Raw genomic sequence first — 16,184 nt, forward strand, 5'->3', positions numbered from 1 at the left:
CACGGCCGAGGGTCCCGGAGGCCGCCCGCCTCCGGGACCCTCGATGCCGTATGCGTACCGGGTCAGGCCTTGGTGACCGAGAGGTCGTCCCCGTACACGGTGCCCTGGCCGTACCAGCCGTGCAGGTAGACCGTCACCGAGCCGTTGGAGCCGGTGGTGAAGGACACCGACTGCTTGGTGTACCCGCTCGACAGGCCCCAGGTGCTCGCCGTCGCGCCACCCCGGACACCGAGGTACGCGTAGTTCCCCTGTACGTAACCCTGCAGGGTGTACTTGGTGTTGGGGGAGAGGGTGAGCGTCTGCGCGCACTCGCCGGTCTGCGAGGAGGTCGCCGCGACGGACAGCGCGTGCGCACCGCCGTGCACCGGCGAGGAGACGACCGCGCCACCGGACTCGCAGGTCCAGGGACCGAGCGCACCGGTCTCGAAGTCACCGTTGACCAGCGACCCCGTACCGCCGCCGGAACCGGGCACCGTCAGGGTGAACGCCGCCGAGTGGCTGAGCGTGCCGGAGGTGCCGGTGACGTTGACGGTGTACGAGCCCGGCGCGACCGACGACGAGGCGCTGAACGTCAGCGTCGAGGAGCCGCCGGCCGTCACGGAGGTCGGGCTGAGCGTGGCGGTCACCCCGGCCGGGGCACCGCTCGTGGTCAGCGCGACGGTCTTGGCGGCGCCCGAGGTCACCGCGGTCTTCACGGTGGCGGTCGTCGACTTGCCCGGCTCGACCGTGGCCGAGGAGGGGGTCACGGCCACCGAGTAGTCGTCGGTCACCGGGCCGCTGCCGCCGCTGGTGAACGGGGCGAAGGTGTGCGTGAAGTACCAGGTGTCCTGCGCGATGCCGGAGCAGGTGTCGCTCCCGCCGGTGCCGGGGCAGCCGCCGTTGTCGCGCTGGAGCGCCCAGAACGACAGGGTGCCGACGCCCTTGGAGACCGCCCAGTCGTACACCACGGGCGCGTTGGCCGTGGTGAAGGTCTCGGCCGGCCCGTAGTCGTCGATGCCGGGCATCTCGATGATGCCGGTCATGCCCCACAGCTGGGCCTCGGTCTTCGACGGGTACAGCGAGGCCAGTTGGCCCTTCAGGCCGGTGATGGACGTCTGGGTGTCCTTGGCCATGTCGTGCGCGGCGCCGTCGTAGTAGTCGAACGTCATGAGATTGACGACGTCGACCTTGGTGCCGTTGGACACCGCGTTCTCCAGCACCGCGAGTCCGGACTCGGCGAGCCCGTGCGTGGTGGTGGGCAGGGTGTACGAGATCTGGAGCGGGCGCCCGGCGGCGGCGGCCCAGTCCTGGACCTTCTTGAGCGCCTTGTTGCGGCGGTCGATGCCGCCGCTGTTCGTCAGCGAGTTGTCCTCGATGTCCATGTCGAGGCGGGACACGTCGTAGGTCGTGATGACCTTCTCGTACGCGGCGGCGATCGAGTCGACGTTCGTACAGCTGTCGGCGATCTCGGTGCCGGTGTTGTCCGCGGTGTAGCCGCCGAACGACGGGATCACGTCACCGCCGCGCGACCGCATCGTGGTGAAGTCGGCGCCGAACTCGGACTGGGCGATCGGCATGCTCGAATCGCCGTTCCAGTACGGGGTGCAGGAGCCGCGGGACTCCGTCTGGATGAAGGCCATCGTCAGGTACTTGGCACCGGACGCCTGCGCGAGCGCGGCCGGGCTGTCGCCGTTCCACGCCTCGAAGTACGGGGCGAAGACGTGCGCGGGCATGGGGGTGGCGGCGGTGGTGGCGGCCTGCGCGCCGGCGCCTGATCCGAGGACCAGACCTGCGGACGCGACGGCGGTGGCCAAGGCGCTCAGGACGGCGCCGACTGTTCTTGGACGTCTCATGGGGCAGCTCCCAGCGGGGTGGGACAACGGGCGGATGCACGGCTCGGCCGCGCCCGGTGAAGGGCGCGGCCCGTTCCTGTGATTCCCGGCCGGGGGTCACATGCCGCACGGCGACGAACGACCGTGTGGCATGCCCATGATTGGTATGGACCAGCTAACTGTCAACATTCTTTACTGTTTCATTCCCCATCCCCGCACCGGTCGCCAATCCGCAGGCGCCACGGCGGAGTTGAGGCGGGGCAGTCGCTCAGGCGAGGCCCAGGGCCGCCCGCAGATATCCCGCCGTACGGCTCTCCGGCGCCCGTGCCACCTCCGCCGGAGGCCCTGCGGCGACGATCCGGCCGCCCCGGTCACCGCCGCCCGGACCGAGGTCGATCACCCAGTCCGCGCCCGCGACCACCGTCATGTCGTGCTCCACGACCACCACCGTGGAGCCGGCCTCCACAAGCCCGTGCAACTGCCGCATCAGTACCTCGACATCGGCCGGATGCAGCCCCGTCGTCGGCTCGTCCAGCAGATACAGCGTGTGGCCTCGCCGGGCCCGCTGGAGCTCCGCCGCCAGCTTGATCCGCTGCGCCTCGCCGCCGGACAGCTCCGTCGCCGGCTGCCCGAGCCGCAGATAGCCGAGCCCAACGTCGAGCAGCGTGTCCAGGCTGCGCGCGGCGGCCGGCGTGTCCGCGAAGAACCCGGCAGCCGACTCCACGGTCAGGTCCAGCACCTGGGCGATGTTCAGCCCGCGCAGCGTGACGTCGAGCGTCTCCGGGTTGTACCGCGCACCGCGGCAGTCCGGGCAGGGCGCGTACGTGCTCGGCAGGAACAGCAGCTCCACCGAGACGAACCCCTCGCCCTGGCAGGTCTCGCACCGGCCGCCGGTCACGTTGAAGGAGAACCGGCCGGCCCGGTACCCCCGCTCCCGGGCCAGGGGCGTGGCCGCGAAGAGCTTGCGCACCACGTCGAAGAGACCGGTGTACGTGGCCAGGTTGGACCTGGGCGTACGGCCGATGGGGCGCTGGTCGACCTGGACGAGCCGGTCCACCGCGTCCAGCCCCTCGGCGCGGGCGTATCCCGCCACGGGCCGTTCCTGCTCCCGGTCCTCCGCGGCGGCCCGCCGGTCGGCCAGTGCGCCCGCCAGGACCTGCCCCGCCAGTGTCGACTTGCCGGAGCCGGAGACCCCGGTGACCGCCGTGAACACCCCTAGCGGGAACGCCGCGTCCACCCCGCCCACGTTGTGCCGCTCGACCCCGTACAGCCGCAGCCACCCCGAGGGAGCGCGGACCTCGCGGGGCGGGGGCGGGGCGTCGGGGAACAGGAAGCGCCGGGTGGCCGAGTCCGCGACCCCGGCGAGCCCGGCGGGCGGCCCGCTGTGCAGCACCCGGCCGCCGTGCTCACCGGCCAGCGGCCCGACGTCGACGAGCCAGTCCGCCCGCCGCACCACGTCCATCTGGTGCTCCACCACGAAGACCGTGTTGCCGGCCTCCTTCAGCCGCCCCAGCACCGCGAGCAGCGCCTCGGTGTCCGCCGGATGCAGACCGGCCGACGGCTCGTCCAGGACGTACACCACACCGAAGAGGCCGGCCCGCAGCTGGGTCGCCAGCCGCAGCCTCTGCAGCTCGCCCGAGGAGAGCGTGGGGGCCGTGCGGTCCAGGCTGAGGTAGCCGAGGCCGAGTTCGGTGACGGTCGAGATGCGGGCGAGGAGGTCCGCCGTCAGCACCCGGGCGGTCCCGTCGCCGCCCGCCGCCGTCAGCACGTCGGCGAGTTCGGTGAGCGCGAGGCCCGCGAGCCGGGCGATCGTACGGCCCGCGAACGTGACGGCCATGGCCTCCGGCCGCAGTCTGCTGCCCTCGCAGACCGGGCAGGGTTCGCTGGTCAGGAAGCGCTCGGCCTTCGCCCGCAGGGTGGCGCTCCTCGAATCGGCGAAGGTGTGCATCACGTAGCGTCGCGCGCTCATGTACGTGCCCTGATAGGGCCGTTGGATGCGACCGGCCTCGCGTACCGGGTGGACCGTCACCACCGGCTGCTCGTCGGTGAACAGGATCCACTCCCGGTCGGCCGGCTCCAGCTCCCGCCACGGCCGGTCCACGTCGTAGCCGAGCGCGTCCAGCACGTCGCGCAGGTTCTTGCCCTGCCAGGCCCCCGGCCACGCGGCGATCGCGCCCTCCCGGATCGACAGGCCGGGATCCGGGACCAGCAGCTCCTCGCTCGTGCGGTGGACCTGTCCGAGGCCGTGGCAGCGCGGACAGGCCCCGACGGCGGTGTTCGGCGAGAACGCGTCCGAGTCCAGCCGTTCGGCCCCCTGCGGGTAGTCGCCGGCCCGGGAGAACAGCATCCGCAGCGAGTTGGACAGCGTCGTCACCGTGCCCACGGACGACCGGGCGCCGGGCGCCGACCTGCGCTGCTCCAGCGAGACGGCGGGCGGCAGCCCGGTGACCTCGCCGACGGCGGGGGCGCCGACCTGGTGGATCAGCCGCCGGGCGTACGGGGCGACGGACTCGAAGTAGCGGCGCTGCGCCTCCGCGTAGATCGTGCCGAAGGCCAGCGAGGACTTGCCCGAACCGGAGACGCCGGTGAAGACGGTGAGGGTGTCGCGGGGGATGTCGACGTCGGCGTTCCGCAGATTGTGCTCGCGGGCGCCTCGGACCCGGACGTACGGATCGTGGGACGAGGTCATGGGGGCGGGGTCTCCGTGCGCTCGGTGGTCGTGCCGGTTCGCCGGACGGGGCTGCCGCTTGGTTTGCTGGCCGCATGACAAACGACGTCCGGCCGGTGGCCGTGTTCGATCTTGACGGTACGCTCGCCGACACCGCCCACCGCCAGCACTTCCTGGAGGGCCGCCGCGACTGGGCGCGCTTCTTCGCCGCCGCGGTCGACGACCCGCCGCTGGACGAGGGCGTACGCCTGGTGCTGAGCAGCGCCGGGGAGTGCGAGATCGTCTACCTCACCGGGCGGCCCGAGCGCTGCCGCAAGGACACCGTGGTCTGGCTGTCCCGGCAGGGGCTGCCCGAGGGACGGCTGCACATGCGGCGCAACGACGACCGCCGGCCGGCGCGCCGGACCAAGCTGGAGATCCTGGAGCGGCTCGGTCGCGGCCGTACGGTACGCATGCTCGTCGACGACGACGAGCTGGTCTGCGACGCCGCTGAGCTGGCCGGATTCACCGTGGTGCGCGCCCGCTGGACGCCGGCCTCGCCCGAGCTGAAGGACGCGCAGGAGCGGGAGGGGCGCACCTGACCCGACCGTACCCGCGGGGCGGCGACGGCCCCTCGCGTCACTGCGGGTCGTCGAGCCGGAATCCCACTTTCAGGCCGACTTGGTAGTGCGCGATTCGGCCATCCTCGATCTGGCCGCGCACCTGCGTGATCTCGAACCAGTCGAGATTGTGCAACGTTTCCGAGGCTCTTGCGACGCCGTTGCGGATGGCCTCGTCCACGCCCTCCTGGGAGGTTCCTACGATTTCGGTGACACGATACGTGTGATTCGTCATGGTTTGTCTCCTCTCGCCCTTACCAAGGTGCCCTACCTCGGCCCGGTTCGCGAGGGGTCGCAGTCGTCACGCATGTCCGGAACGGCCCTTGACCAAAGTATTGGTCCATACCAAAATCCAGCCACACCCGTGCGAGCGCAGCCCGCAGTCCCCCACACCGGGTCCGCATATGTCGTCCTGCCGTTCCGCAGAAGGTGAATCCGTGAAGAACCGCATGCTCTTCGGAGCTGTCGCCCTTATTTCCACCGTTGCACTGGGTGGGTGCGGCCTGATCCCCGGTACGGGCGGCTCCGGCGACAAGAAGGTGACGATCTGGCTGATGAAGAACAGCGTTACCGCCGACTTCCTGGACCGTTTCAAGAAGTCGTACGAGGAGGAGCACTCCTCGGTCGAACTGGAGTTCAAGATCCAGGAATGGGGCGGCATCGGCCCGAAGGTCCTGGAAGCGCTCGCCGGCAAGGACACCCCCGACGTCATCGAGGTCGGCAACACCCAGGTCGCCCAGTACGCCGAGAGCGGCAACCTGCGTGACCTGACCCTGGAATCCATGCGTGACCTGGGCAGTGAGGACTGGATCCCCGGTCTCGCCGAGCCGGGCAGCATCGGTGGCGTCCAGTACGGAATCCCCTGGTACGCGGCCAACCGAGTGGTGATCTACAACAAGGATCTCTTCGAGGCGGCAGGTATCAAAAATCCGCCGAAGACACGCGCGCAGTGGCTCGCGGACACCGAGAAACTCAACCGCGACGGAAACCAGGGCATGTACCTGCCGGGACAGAACTGGTACGTCCTCGCCGGGTTCATCTGGGACGAGGGCGGGGAACTAGCCGACGACAAGGGAGGCGACTGGCAGGGCGCTCTCGACACGCCCGCCGCGCTCAAGGGCATGCAGTTCTATTCCCAACTCCAGGCGCTGGGCGAAGGGCCCAAGAACGCCGACGAGGAAAAGCCCCCGCAGGGCAATGTGTTCGCCGAGGGGAATGTCGCCCAGATCATCTCCACCCCCAGCACCGCGACCCTCATCGAGAAGAAGAACCCCGAACTCAAGGGCAGACTGGGCTACTTCCCGATCCCCGGCAAGACCGCGAAGGCGCCCGGCTCGGTGTTCACCGGCGGCTCCGACCTGATCGTGCCGCAGAAGGCCGACCAGCGCAGCGCGGGCTACGAGGTGATCAAGGCCCTGGCCGGGGCCAAGTGGCAGGAGGAGCTGGCCAAGACCATGAGCTACGTGCCCAACAAGCCGGCCCTCGCCCGTGTCGTCGAGGGCCAGGAGAGCACCGCCGCGATGGCCGAGGGCGCCGCGCGCGGCCACGCCACCCCCAACTCCCCGCAGTGGGCGGCGGTCGAGGCCGACAACCCGATCAAGCCCTACATGACCGCGGTCCTCCAGGGCGGCGACCCGGCGACCGAGGCGAAGACCGCGTCCGAGAAGATCACCGAACTGCTCGCCGGCAGCTGACCCGCCGACGCGGGGCGGGGCCGGACAACCCGCCCCCGCCCCGCGCCCCGGTCAGTCCACCGCGGACAGCGACAGCGCGAACCTGTCCTCGGAGTCCGTCCACCAATGGGCCAGGCGGAGCCCCGCGGCAGCCAGTTCGCGGCGCACGCCGTCCTCGCGGAACTTCGCGGACACCTCGGTGCGCAGCTCCTCGCCCGCGTCGAACGGCACCACCAGATCCAGTTCCGGGATCTTCACCGTCAGGGGCCGGCGCGCCCGCAGCCGCATCTCGATCCACTCCTCCCGGGGGTTCCACCGCGCCACGTGGGCGAAGTCCTCCGGCACGAAATCCGCCCCCAGTTCGCGGTCGACGACCGACAGCACGTTCCGGTTGAACGCCGCCGTCACCCCCGCGTCGTCGTCGTAGGCCGCGACGAGCACCTCCTCCTCCTTCACGAGATCCGTGCCGAGCAGCAACGTGTCACCCGGCGACAGCAGGTCGCGCACCGACTTCAGGAACACCGCCCGCTCACTCGGCAGCAGATTGCCGAGGGTGCCGCCGAGGAACGCCACCAGCCGGGGCCCGGGCGTCTCGGGCAGCGTGAGCCCGGCGGTGAAGTCGGCGATCAGGGCGTGCACGGAGAGCCGCGGCCGCTCCTTCAGCAGGGCGTCCGCAGCGCCGCGCAGTGCGCTCTCGCTGACGTCGACCGGTACGTAACTGTGCAGGTCCGTCAGCGCGTCCAGCAGGTACCGGGTCTTCTCGGACGAGCCGGAACCCAGCTCGACCAGGGTGCGGGCGCCCGAGGCGGCGGCGATCTCCGCGGCCCGGTCGATGAGGATCTCGCGCTCGGCGCGCGTCGGGTAGTACTCGGGGAGCCGGGTGATCTCCTCGAACAGCTCGCTGCCCCGGGCGTCGTAGAACCACTTGGGCGGCAGCGTCTTCGGGTGCCGGGTCAGACCGTGCAGCACGTCGGCGCGCAGCGCCGCGTCCGTCGCGTCCTCGGGCAGGGTGCGGGTCAGCAGGAAGGGACTCACGCGCAGGGCTCCTTCAGCGGGGTCAGCAGGACGTCGCCGGCGGTCGCGGTCAGCAGGGTGCGGTCCGGTACCTCGTGCCAGCGGGGATCGTCGTCGTACGGCTCCGAGGCGACGACCGTGCGCCGGCCGGGCTCGGTCAGATGCCACAGGGTGTCCCCCCAGGCGGTCGCCACGATGGACCGGCCGTCGGTCAGCAGCAGGTTGAGCCGGGACGCGGGGGAGGCTTCGGCGACCTCCAGCACGGTGTCCGCCACGGCCTGCGCGAGCGGGTCGCCCGACGCCAGCCGGTGCCGGACCAGGGCCCACACCAGGGCGGAGTCGCTCCGGGCGGTGAGCCGCAGCAGCTCGGCCGGGGGCAGGGCGGCCGCCACGGACGCCATCGAACCCGGCCAGTCCTTCACCGCGCCGTTGTGGCTGAACAGGACGCGGTCCGCGGCGAACGGCGCCGCGGCGGCCTCGCCGTCCGGGTCCGCCCCGGTCGCGTCCCGGACCGCGGCGAGCAGGGCGTGGCTGCGGACCACCCGGGCCAGGTCTGCGAAGGTCTGGTCGCCCCATACGGGACCCTGACGCCGGTAGCGGCCCGGGACCGGGTCCCCCTCCGCGTACCAGCCGACCCCGAAGCCGTCCGCGTTGACCGTGCCGTACCGCTGGCGGCGGGGCTCCCAGGACTGCCGCACCAGGGAGTGCGCCGGGCGCGAGATCACCTCGCCCAGGGCGACCGGCGGCCCCAGGTAGGCGATGTGACGGCACATCAGAGATCCCTCGCGGTACGGAACCCGGAGAAGATCTGCCGCCGGACCGGCAGGTCCCAGTTGCGGAACGTACCCCGGCAGGCCACGGTGTCCACCGCGAACGAACCTCCCCGCAGCACCTTGTGCTCCGGGCCGAAGAACACCTGCGAGTACTCGCGGTACGGGAACGGGGCGAACCCCGGGTACGGCAGGAAATCGCTCGCCGTCCACTCCCACACGTCACCGATCAGCTGCCCCGCCCCGCACGGCGCCCGGCCGGCGGGATACGCCCCGGCGGGCGCCGGCCGCAGATGGCGCTGACCCAGATTGGCGCGCTCCGGTGTCGGGTCCTCGTCGCCCCACGGATAGCGGCGGGAGCGCCCGGACGCGGGATCGTGCCGGGCCGCCTTCTCCCACTCCGCCTCCGTCGGCAGCCGACGCCCCGCCCAGCGCGCGTACGCGTCGGCCTCGTACCAGCTGACGTGCAGCACCGGCTCGTCGTCCGGCACCGGCTCGGTCACCCCGAACCGGCGGCGCAGCCACTGCCCGGCGTCCCGGTACCAGAACAGCGGGGCGCCCAACTCGTGCTCCCGGACCATCGCCCAGCCCTCGGGCGCCCACCAGCGCCGTTCGCCGTAGCCGCCGTCCTCGATGAAAGCCCGGTACGCGCCGCACGTCACCGGGGCCGTGTCGATGACGAACCCGGGGACGTCCCGCTGGTGCGCGGGGCGTTCGTTGTCCAGGGCCCACGGCTCGGCCGACGTACCCATGGTGAACGTGCCGCCGGGCACCAGGACCTCGGCCGGCAGCGTGGGCGCGTCCGTGGCGCGCGGCGGCTCCGGGGCCGTCAGCGCCGCCGGGCCCGAGCGCAGCTGATGCGTGATCAGCATGGTCTCGTCGTGCTGCTGCTCGTGCTGCGCGATCATGCCGAAGGCGAAGCCGGACCTGACCAGCGCGGGCCCGTCACCGAGCGGCGCGGACTCCAGCACGTCCAGCGCCCTGCCGCGCACCTCCAAGGCGTACGAGCGGGCCTCCCCGGGCGCCAGCAGCGGCAGCGAGGGCCGGGTGGCGCGCGGATGCTCGAAGGCGTCGTACAGGCCGTCGATCTCCGGGCGCATCGCCTCCCGGCCGGCGACACCGCGCAGCAGCCACAGTTCCTCCTGGTTGCCGATGTGCGCCAGGTCCCAGACCAGCGGTGACATCAGCGGCGAGTGCTGGGCGGTGAGGTCGTGGTCGTCGACGCTGTCGGTGAGGAGCGTGGTGCGTTCACGTGCGGTCAGCAGTGCGGCGAGCGCGCGCCCGCGCAGCGCCTCGCCGTCCCCGGCGTGCGGGGGAGCGGGGGATTCGGTCATGAGAGGTTCCCCTTCGGATGGGCCGGGCGGCGCGCCCCGCCCGTGGTGAGGAGGTCCCGCAGATCGTCGGCCGGGCATCGGCCCCGGGCGACGTAGCGGTCGTGGAAGCCGGCCACCGCGTCCCGTACCGCACGGCTCGCGCCCAGCCGGGGCAGCGCCTCCAGGGCGAGCCGGAAGCAGACGTCCGCCGCCTGGCGCAGTTCGGGGTCGGCCAGGCCGTCGCGCGCGGCCGCGGTCCACAGCGGATTGCGCGGAGCGGCGCCCGTACCGGCGGTCTCGGCCAGCGGCTTGACGGTCCGGTACACCGTTTCGGTGGCCTCCGGATCGTCGAACAGGGCGGTCGTGACGGCGAGCGGCACGATCCAGCCGTCGTCACCGGGCTGCGCGTCGATCATGCGCAGCTCCAGGTGCCCGCGCGGCCGCACCGGCGGGAAGAGCGTGGTGATGTGGTAGCCGAGGTCGTTCCGGTCCGCCCGTCGGGGCACCCCGGACCGGATCCAGTCACGGAACGTGAGCCCGTCCGGCACGGCCCACGGCCCGTCTCCCCGTACGCAGAGCACGGGCGTGTCCAGGACGTGCGCGGCCCAGGCGTCCCGGGGCGGCAGCTGCCCGTCCGGTGCCAGTGTCCGCTTCGGGTCCAGGGCGGCCCACAGGGACTGGCGCGCGGACCGCCACGGCGTCGGCCGGCCTTCCCGGAACGGCGAGTTGGCGAAGGCAGCCACCAGGACCGCGCCCAGCAGATGAGTCAGCTGCCAGCGTCGCGCGTAACCGAGCGGGCCCGGCTCCTCCTCCCCGGCGTCCAGGCAGACCTGGACGGAGGCGGTGGTGCACATCATGGCGCGGCCGGCCGTGCCCCATCGGTCGAGCGCCCGCTCCATGGCCTCGTACCGGGGCTCGCGCAGGAGCCGGCGCGGTGACTGCCAGGGATCGAGGCCGAAACCGGCCGGAGCCAGGCCCAGTCCGTCCAGGGCGGACCGTACGGCGGTGAGATCGGCTGCGGTGTCGTCGACACACGCCATGAGGGAAGGGGCGGGGCGCGAACTGAGCTCCAGCTGGCCGCCGGGTTCGAAGGTGAGCGCCGCGCTCAGGGGCAGCGCCCGGACGGCCGTCGCGGCCGCCTCCAGAAGGTGGGGCGGGACGGGGCGGTGCGGGTGGTCGCGATCGTGCAGGAGCCACTCGAGTTCGACCCCGACCGTGCGCGGCGGGCCCGTCTTGAAGCAGATGCCGCGTAGTAAATCCTGCGCCTCGCCCTCCCCGAGGGGCGGAACGAGACCGGGCGGACCGTGGCCGCCGGGAGTGTCGGATGACATGCCGGGCCTCCTCTTTCCGGTGCGTCCGTCCTACCCAAACCGCTGCAAAGGCATCGCACAAGAGTGCCTAGTGCGCCGGATATTCGATTGCTTCCGATGCGACAGGGCGCCGATCATGCCCCGTATGCACCATAAGGGGGAGGCGTCATGAGCGCCCGGTTGCGCGGAATCGCGCGCGAGACGGAGAACATCGTCGAGGCGGGTTCCTACCGCACGGGAAACGGCCGGGAAATCAGCGTCGAAAAGGACCTGGCCGCCGCCCTCACCGGCACACGGCTGTACGGCCCCGAGCCGGTGCCGATCGCCGTGCTGGACCGGGACCGGACACCGGTCATCGAAGTCACCGGCGAGAGCAGCCTGGAAGCGGCCGCCCGGATGACCCGCGAGGGGGCCGGCGAGACCGCCGTCCTGAACTACGCGTCCGCCCGCAACCCCGGCGGCGGCTACCTCAACGGCGCCCAGGCGCAGGAGGAGGCCCTGTGCCGGGCCTCCGCGCTGTACGCCACGCTGCTGCGGGTCCCCGACTTCTACGCCCACCACCGCGCCGAACGCAGCGTGTTCTACACCGACCGGGTCATCCACTCGCCCGGCGTGCCGGTCTTCCGCGACGACCGGGGCCGCCTCCTCGACACGCCGTACAAAGCCGGCTTCCTGACCTCGCCCGCCCCCAACGCCGGGGTGATCCGCGCCAAGGCCCCCCAGGAGGCGCACCGCGTCCCCGCCGCGCTCGCCGCGCGGGCCGAACGGGTGCTGGAGGTCGCTGCGGTCTGCGGCTACCGCAGGCTCGTCCTGGGCGCCTGGGGCTGCGGCGTCTTCCAGAACGACCCGGCGGTGGTGGCCGGGTCGTTCCACGCGCTGCTCACCGGCGAGGGCCGGTTCGCGGGCCACTTCGAGCAGGTCGTCTTCGGCATCCTCGGCCGCGATGAGGACTCGCCCACTCGGGTGGCGTTCGACCGGGTGTTCGCCGACCGGCGCTGACCCTCACCCTGAAGCCGAGGGTGAGGGCAGGGGCCGCCGGACGCCGTCACGCCCAGCCGTAGCGCTCCCTCAGCCGCCCGACGACCAGGTCGAACCTGCCCTGGTCCAGGGCGCACGCCTCACGCCGCATCCCGTCCTCGTGGACCCGCAGCACCCGGTCCAGGTCCACCCAGGACGGGCGGCCCGAGCTGTCCCAGGGGCCGGCGCCCAGCGACACCCACTCCCGGTCCATGTCGTGCTGCTTGCTGGACAGCTGCACGGCCAGCAGCGTGCCCGCCGCCTCGCGCGCGACGACGAGAACCGGACGGTCCTTGCCGCGCCCGTCGTTCTCCTCGAAGGGCACCCACGTCCAGACGATCTCCCCGGGGTCGGGGGCACCGTCCCGGTCGGGGGCGTACGAGGTGCGGACCGGGCCGACGTCGCGCGGGTCGGCCTGGGAGGTGGCTGTGGAACCGGTGCGGCCGGGGAAGCCGGCCTCATTGCTGTCGGTACGGTGCTGGATCGTCATCGCAACACCCTAGGGCCTAGGCCCTCCGCAACCCCGGCCCAGGGCCGCCGCGCCGGGGCGTCGCGCGGGTCTGGAAGACTGCCCGCAGCCATGAGTCAGTTACCCGAGCAGCCCACCGAAGGCCCCGTCCCGACCAGCGCCGATGTCGCGCGGCTCGCAGGCGTCTCCCGGGCCACCGTGTCCTACGTCCTCAACAACAACGCGCAGGTGCGGATCAGTGATCAGACCCGCCGCCGGGTACGGAAGGCCGCCGACGAACTCGGGTACGTGCCCCACGCCGCGGCCCGCACCCTGCGCGCCGGCCACTCCCGCATGGTGCTGCTGCCCACCGGCCACCTGCCGACCGGGCCCCTGCACCTGCGCTTCCTGCGCGAACTGGAGGCGGGGTTACGGCGCCTGGACTACACGGTCGTCCAGTACGGTTCGCTCGGTCTCGGCGTCGACGACGCCGCCCGTGCCTGGGCTGAACTGCGCCCGGCCGCGGTCATCGTGCCCGGCTCCGTCCCGCTCGCCCCGGCCGGCATAGCCGTGCTCCGGCGCTCCGGAGCCAAAGCCGTCATCACCCTGGGGCCCCAGCCCGTGGAAGGGGCCCACGCCCTGATCATGGATCAGCGGGAGGTCGGCGGCTGCGCGGTGCGCCACCTGCTGGAACGCGGCCGACGCCGCATCGGAGTGGTGATGCCCGAGGACCCCGGCACCGCCCTCTTCGCCGCCCCGCGACTCGCCGGAGCCCGGGAAGCCGCCCTGACCGGCGGCGCCCACGTCGAGGCCCTGCCGCTGCGGTACGACGAGGAGTCGGCCGCGTCACTGGCCGCCCGCTGGCCCGCGCTCGGCCTCGACGCCGTCTTCGCGTACGACGACACGTACGCGATGCTCCTGATGCGGGCGCTCCACGACGCCGGGACCGAGGTGCCCGCCGAGGCGGCCGTGGTCGGCGCGGACGACTCGATGCTCGGGCGGCTGCTGCGGCCGAGGCTCAGCAGCGTACGCATGGAACTGGCCACCGCGCAGCCCCTCGCGGACCTGGTGGACCGCCTCGTACGGCACCCCAGGACCCCGCCCGAACGCCACGACCTGCTGCGCGCCCTCGCCGTACACCGCGAATCCAGCTGAACGGACGGGCCAGCGCGGCGACGTGCGCCGCGCACGGCCCGTGCCTAGCGTCATGACCATGAGCCATCCGCAGAGTTACGAAATCCTCATCGTCCCCGAATTCACCGACGACAAGGCCCCCGGGACCGGAAACGGCGCCACGGGGGCCAGCGTCAGGGGAGCGGCGGCCAAGGGATCCAAGGGCTGGAGTCCCGGCGCCGCCGTCCGGTCCGCCGTCGTCACCGCCACGGGCGAGACCGGCGAAACCGGCTACCCCCGGTACGCGGGGGAGGGCATGGTGGCCGACATCGACCCCAGGACCCTGGCCGTCGAGGGCCTGCTCGTCGACGGCTCGGAACTCGCCTACGGACTCTCGGCCCGCGTCGCCGAACGGGACGCGAACGGCTGAATCGGCCGCCGCGTGCGAGGGGCGGCGACTGCTTACTGCTGCCCCTCCGCCTTGCCCTTCTGCTCTGCCTCGATCGACTTGCGGACCTCGTCCATGTCCAGGTTCCTGGCCTGGCCGATGACGTCCTCCAGGGCCGCCTCCGGCAGCGCGCCGGGCTGCGCGAAGACCGCCACGTTGTCCCGGACGATCATCAGCGTGGGGATCGACCGGATCTCGAAGGCCGCCGCGAGCTCCTGCTGCGCCTCCGTGTCCACCTTCGCGAAGACCAGGTCCGCGTGGCGCTCGGACGCCGCGTCGTAGACCGGGGCGAACTGCCGGCACGGGCCGCACCAGGAAGCCCAGAAGTCGATCAGGACGAACTCGTTGTCGCTGACGACCTGGTCGAAGTTTTCCTTGGTGAGCTCTACGGTGCTCATGCGTTCCTACCTCTTCCTGTGCCCGTATGAGACGTTTCCGGGACAACGCTGCCCCTCTTCGTGCTATTCCGCCCCTGCCCATGTGGCCGACACCCACACCCATGGCCAGAATGGGCGCATGACACATGCAGCGGAGCCAGTCGCGTACGACGTCGTGGTGATCGGAGCCGGCCCGGTGGGCGAGAACGTGGCGGACCGGGCCAGGGCCGCCGGGCTGACCACCGCCGTCGTCGAGTCCGAACTGATCGGCGGGGAGTGCTCCTACTGGGCGTGCATGCCCAGCAAGGCACTACTGCGCCCCGTCATCGCCCGCGCCGACGCCCGCCGCGTCCCCGGCCTCAGCGGCGCCGTGCAGGGGCCCCTCGACGCCGCCGCCGTCCTGGCCCACCGCGACGAGTACGCCTCGCACTGGAAGGACGACGGCCAGGTCGCCTGGCTCGAGGGGATCGGCGCCGACATCCTCCGCGGCCACGGCCGGCTGACCGGGCCCAAGGAGGTCACCGTCACCGCGCCCGACGGCACGGAGCGCCGGCTCACCGCCCGGCACGCCGTCGCCGTCTGCACGGGCAGCCGGGCCGTGGTGCCCGGCCTGCCAGGGATCGACGACGCCCGCCCCTGGACCAGCCGCGAGGCGACGAGCGCCAAGGAGGTCCCCGGCCGGCTCCTCGTCGTCGGCGGGGGAGTCGTCGGAGTGGAGATGGCCACTGTGTGGAACGCGCTCGGCTCGGACGTCACCGTGCTCGTACGCGGCAAGGGGCTGCTGCCCCGGATGGAGCCCTTCGCCGGTGAGCTGGTCGCCGACGCGCTCACCGAGGCCGGAGCGGACATCCGTACGGGGGTCTCGGCCACCGCCGTACGCCGCGCGGGCGGCGACGGCCCGGTCACCGTGGAACTCGACAACGGCGAGAGCGTCGAGGCCGACGAGGTCCTCTTCGCCACCGGCCGGGCCCCGCGCACCGACGACCTCGGACTGGAGACCGTGGGCCTGGAACCCGGGTCCTGGCTCACCGTCGACGACACCTGCCGGGTCGAGGGCACGGACTGGCTCTACGCGGCAGGCGACGTGAACCACCGCGCGCTCCTGACCCACCAGGGCAAGTACCAGGCCCGCATCACGGGCGACGCGATCGCCGCCCGCGCGCAGGGCAAGCCGCTGGACACCGCCCCCTGGGGCGCCCATGCGGCGACCGCCGACCGCGCCGCCGTCCCGCAGGTCGTCTTCACCGACCCGGAGGCCGCGTCGGTGGGCCTTTCCCTGGCCGAGGCGGAGGAGGCCGGGCACCGGGTCCGCGCCGTCGACTACGACCTCGCGTCCGTGGCCGGCGCGGGCCTGTACGCGGACGGGTACCGCGGCCGCGCCCGCATGGTGGTGGACCTCGACCGCGAAGTCCTGCTGGGAGTCACCTTCGTCGGCCCCGGCACCGGCGAACTCCTCCACTCGGCGACGATGGCCGTCGCGGGCGAGATCCCGATCGCCCGGCTGTGGCACGTCGTCCCGTCGTACCCGACGATCAGCGAGGTCTGGCTGAGACTGCTGGAGACGCACCGGGGCTGAGGAGCCACGGGGGGCGAGGTCGTGCCCGGCATCCGCCCTCGCCCCTT

At 72.4% G+C, this 16,184-nt stretch carries 15 protein-coding genes; 6 read left to right on the top strand and 9 right to left on the bottom strand.

The window, feature by feature from the left end:
* Positions 1-62 precede the first annotated feature (62 nt).
* Entirely contained in the window at positions 63-1,832 is a 1,770-nt protein-coding gene (locus OG242_RS30100) for a glycosyl hydrolase family 18 protein (RefSeq protein ID WP_405901157.1), read from the bottom strand.
* A gap of 247 nt (positions 1,833-2,079) precedes the next feature.
* On the bottom strand, positions 2,080-4,500 hold the full coding sequence (locus OG242_RS30105; protein ID WP_405901158.1) for an ABC transporter: 2,421 nt from the start codon (positions 4,498-4,500) through the stop codon (positions 2,080-2,082).
* Between the two features lie 74 nt (positions 4,501-4,574).
* Between OG242_RS30105 and OG242_RS30110 the strand changes: the two genes are divergently transcribed.
* Positions 4,575-5,060: a hypothetical protein gene (locus tag OG242_RS30110; RefSeq protein ID WP_405901159.1), complete on the top strand. Its 486-nt coding sequence runs from the start codon at positions 4,575-4,577 to the stop codon at positions 5,058-5,060.
* Positions 5,061-5,097: 37 nt separating this feature from the next.
* Here OG242_RS30110 and OG242_RS30115 read toward each other — a convergent pair whose 3' ends face one another.
* A complete protein-coding gene (locus tag OG242_RS30115; protein ID WP_018523108.1) occupies positions 5,098-5,313 on the bottom strand; it encodes a dodecin in 216 nt (71 codons plus the stop codon).
* A gap of 202 nt (positions 5,314-5,515) precedes the next feature.
* Here OG242_RS30115 and OG242_RS30120 point away from each other — a divergent pair, with 202 nt between their 5' ends.
* Positions 5,516-6,772, top strand: a complete 1,257-nt coding sequence (locus OG242_RS30120; RefSeq protein WP_405901160.1) for an extracellular solute-binding protein — start codon at positions 5,516-5,518, stop codon at positions 6,770-6,772.
* A 51-nt stretch (positions 6,773-6,823) separates the two neighbouring features.
* Here OG242_RS30120 and egtD read toward each other — a convergent pair whose 3' ends face one another.
* Genes egtD through egtA form a run of 4 tightly spaced genes read right to left on the bottom strand, consistent with a single transcriptional unit; the run spans position 6,824 to position 11,179 of the window.
* A complete protein-coding gene (egtD, locus tag OG242_RS30125; protein WP_405901161.1) occupies positions 6,824-7,786 on the bottom strand; it encodes an L-histidine N(alpha)-methyltransferase in 963 nt (320 codons plus the stop codon).
* Positions 7,783-8,538 (bottom strand): ergothioneine biosynthesis protein EgtC, encoded by a 756-nt coding sequence (egtC, locus tag OG242_RS30130; RefSeq protein WP_405901162.1) that lies wholly within the window; start codon positions 8,536-8,538, stop codon positions 7,783-7,785. The genes egtD and egtC overlap by 4 nt, the downstream gene beginning before the upstream one ends.
* Positions 8,538-9,869 carry an ergothioneine biosynthesis protein EgtB gene (gene egtB, locus OG242_RS30135; protein WP_405901163.1) on the bottom strand — a complete coding sequence of 444 codons (1,332 nt, stop codon included), beginning with the start codon at positions 9,867-9,869 and terminating at the stop codon, positions 8,538-8,540. Before egtB ends, egtC begins: the two co-directional genes overlap by 1 nt.
* Positions 9,866-11,179 carry an ergothioneine biosynthesis glutamate--cysteine ligase EgtA gene (gene egtA / locus OG242_RS30140; protein ID WP_405901164.1) on the bottom strand — a complete coding sequence of 438 codons (1,314 nt, stop codon included), beginning with the start codon at positions 11,177-11,179 and terminating at the stop codon, positions 9,866-9,868. Before egtA ends, egtB begins: the two co-directional genes overlap by 4 nt.
* A 147-nt stretch (positions 11,180-11,326) precedes the next feature.
* On the opposite strand from egtA, the gene OG242_RS30145 reads away from it, so the two are divergent.
* Entirely contained in the window at positions 11,327-12,157 is an 831-nt protein-coding gene (locus OG242_RS30145; protein WP_405901165.1) for a TIGR02452 family protein, read from the top strand.
* 46 nt (positions 12,158-12,203) lie between these two features.
* Here the strand turns inward: OG242_RS30145 and OG242_RS30150 are convergent, their stop codons facing one another.
* The gene (locus tag OG242_RS30150) at positions 12,204-12,665 is read right to left on the bottom strand and encodes a type II toxin-antitoxin system PemK/MazF family toxin (RefSeq protein ID WP_405901166.1); all 462 of its coding nucleotides are present in this window, start codon (positions 12,663-12,665) and stop codon (positions 12,204-12,206) included.
* Positions 12,666-12,755: 90 nt separating this feature from the next.
* Here OG242_RS30150 and OG242_RS30155 point away from each other — a divergent pair, with 90 nt between their 5' ends.
* Together OG242_RS30155 and OG242_RS30160 are read left to right on the top strand one after the other, a co-directional pair.
* Positions 12,756-13,778 (top strand): LacI family DNA-binding transcriptional regulator, encoded by a 1,023-nt coding sequence (locus OG242_RS30155; protein ID WP_405901167.1) that lies wholly within the window; start codon positions 12,756-12,758, stop codon positions 13,776-13,778.
* 52 nt (positions 13,779-13,830) lie between these two features.
* A complete protein-coding gene (locus tag OG242_RS30160) occupies positions 13,831-14,166 on the top strand; it encodes a hypothetical protein (RefSeq protein ID WP_405901168.1) in 336 nt (111 codons plus the stop codon).
* Between the two features lie 32 nt (positions 14,167-14,198).
* On the opposite strand, the gene trxA is transcribed toward OG242_RS30160, so the two are convergent.
* Positions 14,199-14,582: a thioredoxin gene (gene trxA, locus OG242_RS30165; protein WP_405901169.1), complete on the bottom strand. Its 384-nt coding sequence runs from the start codon at positions 14,580-14,582 to the stop codon at positions 14,199-14,201.
* A 118-nt stretch (positions 14,583-14,700) separates the two neighbouring features.
* On the opposite strand from trxA, the gene OG242_RS30170 reads away from it, so the two are divergent.
* The gene (locus OG242_RS30170; RefSeq protein WP_405901170.1) at positions 14,701-16,137 is read left to right on the top strand and encodes a dihydrolipoyl dehydrogenase family protein; all 1,437 of its coding nucleotides are present in this window, start codon (positions 14,701-14,703) and stop codon (positions 16,135-16,137) included.
* Positions 16,138-16,184 lie beyond the last annotated feature (47 nt).

It is taken from the genome of Streptomyces sp. NBC_00727, assembly GCF_045161745.1.
Lineage (GTDB): Bacteria > Actinomycetota > Actinomycetes > Streptomycetales > Streptomycetaceae > Streptomyces.

Bases quoted from the DNA above. Each gene is read 5' to 3' on its own strand.
- OG242_RS30155 (WP_405901167.1), top strand. From the start codon at position 12,756: ATGAGTCAGTTACCCGAGCAGCCCACCGAAGGCCCCGTCCCGACCAGC.
- egtB (WP_405901163.1), bottom strand. From the start codon at position 9,869: ATGACCGAATCCCCCGCTCCCCCGCACGCCGGGGACGGCGAGGCGCTG.
- OG242_RS30115 (WP_018523108.1), bottom strand. From the start codon at position 5,313: ATGACGAATCACACGTATCGTGTCACCGAAATCGTAGGAACCTCCCAG.
- egtA (WP_405901164.1), bottom strand. From the start codon at position 11,179: ATGTCATCCGACACTCCCGGCGGCCACGGTCCGCCCGGTCTCGTTCCG.
- OG242_RS30100 (WP_405901157.1), bottom strand. From the start codon at position 1,832: ATGAGACGTCCAAGAACAGTCGGCGCCGTCCTGAGCGCCTTGGCCACC.
- OG242_RS30145 (WP_405901165.1), top strand. From the start codon at position 11,327: ATGAGCGCCCGGTTGCGCGGAATCGCGCGCGAGACGGAGAACATCGTC.
- OG242_RS30170 (WP_405901170.1), top strand. From the start codon at position 14,701: ATGACACATGCAGCGGAGCCAGTCGCGTACGACGTCGTGGTGATCGGA.
- OG242_RS30110 (WP_405901159.1), top strand. From the start codon at position 4,575: ATGACAAACGACGTCCGGCCGGTGGCCGTGTTCGATCTTGACGGTACG.
- trxA (WP_405901169.1), bottom strand. From the start codon at position 14,582: ATGAGCACCGTAGAGCTCACCAAGGAAAACTTCGACCAGGTCGTCAGC.
- OG242_RS30105 (WP_405901158.1), bottom strand. From the start codon at position 4,500: ATGACCTCGTCCCACGATCCGTACGTCCGGGTCCGAGGCGCCCGCGAG.
- OG242_RS30150 (WP_405901166.1), bottom strand. From the start codon at position 12,665: ATGACGATCCAGCACCGTACCGACAGCAATGAGGCCGGCTTCCCCGGC.
- egtC (WP_405901162.1), bottom strand. From the start codon at position 8,538: ATGTGCCGTCACATCGCCTACCTGGGGCCGCCGGTCGCCCTGGGCGAG.
- OG242_RS30160 (WP_405901168.1), top strand. From the start codon at position 13,831: ATGACCATGAGCCATCCGCAGAGTTACGAAATCCTCATCGTCCCCGAA.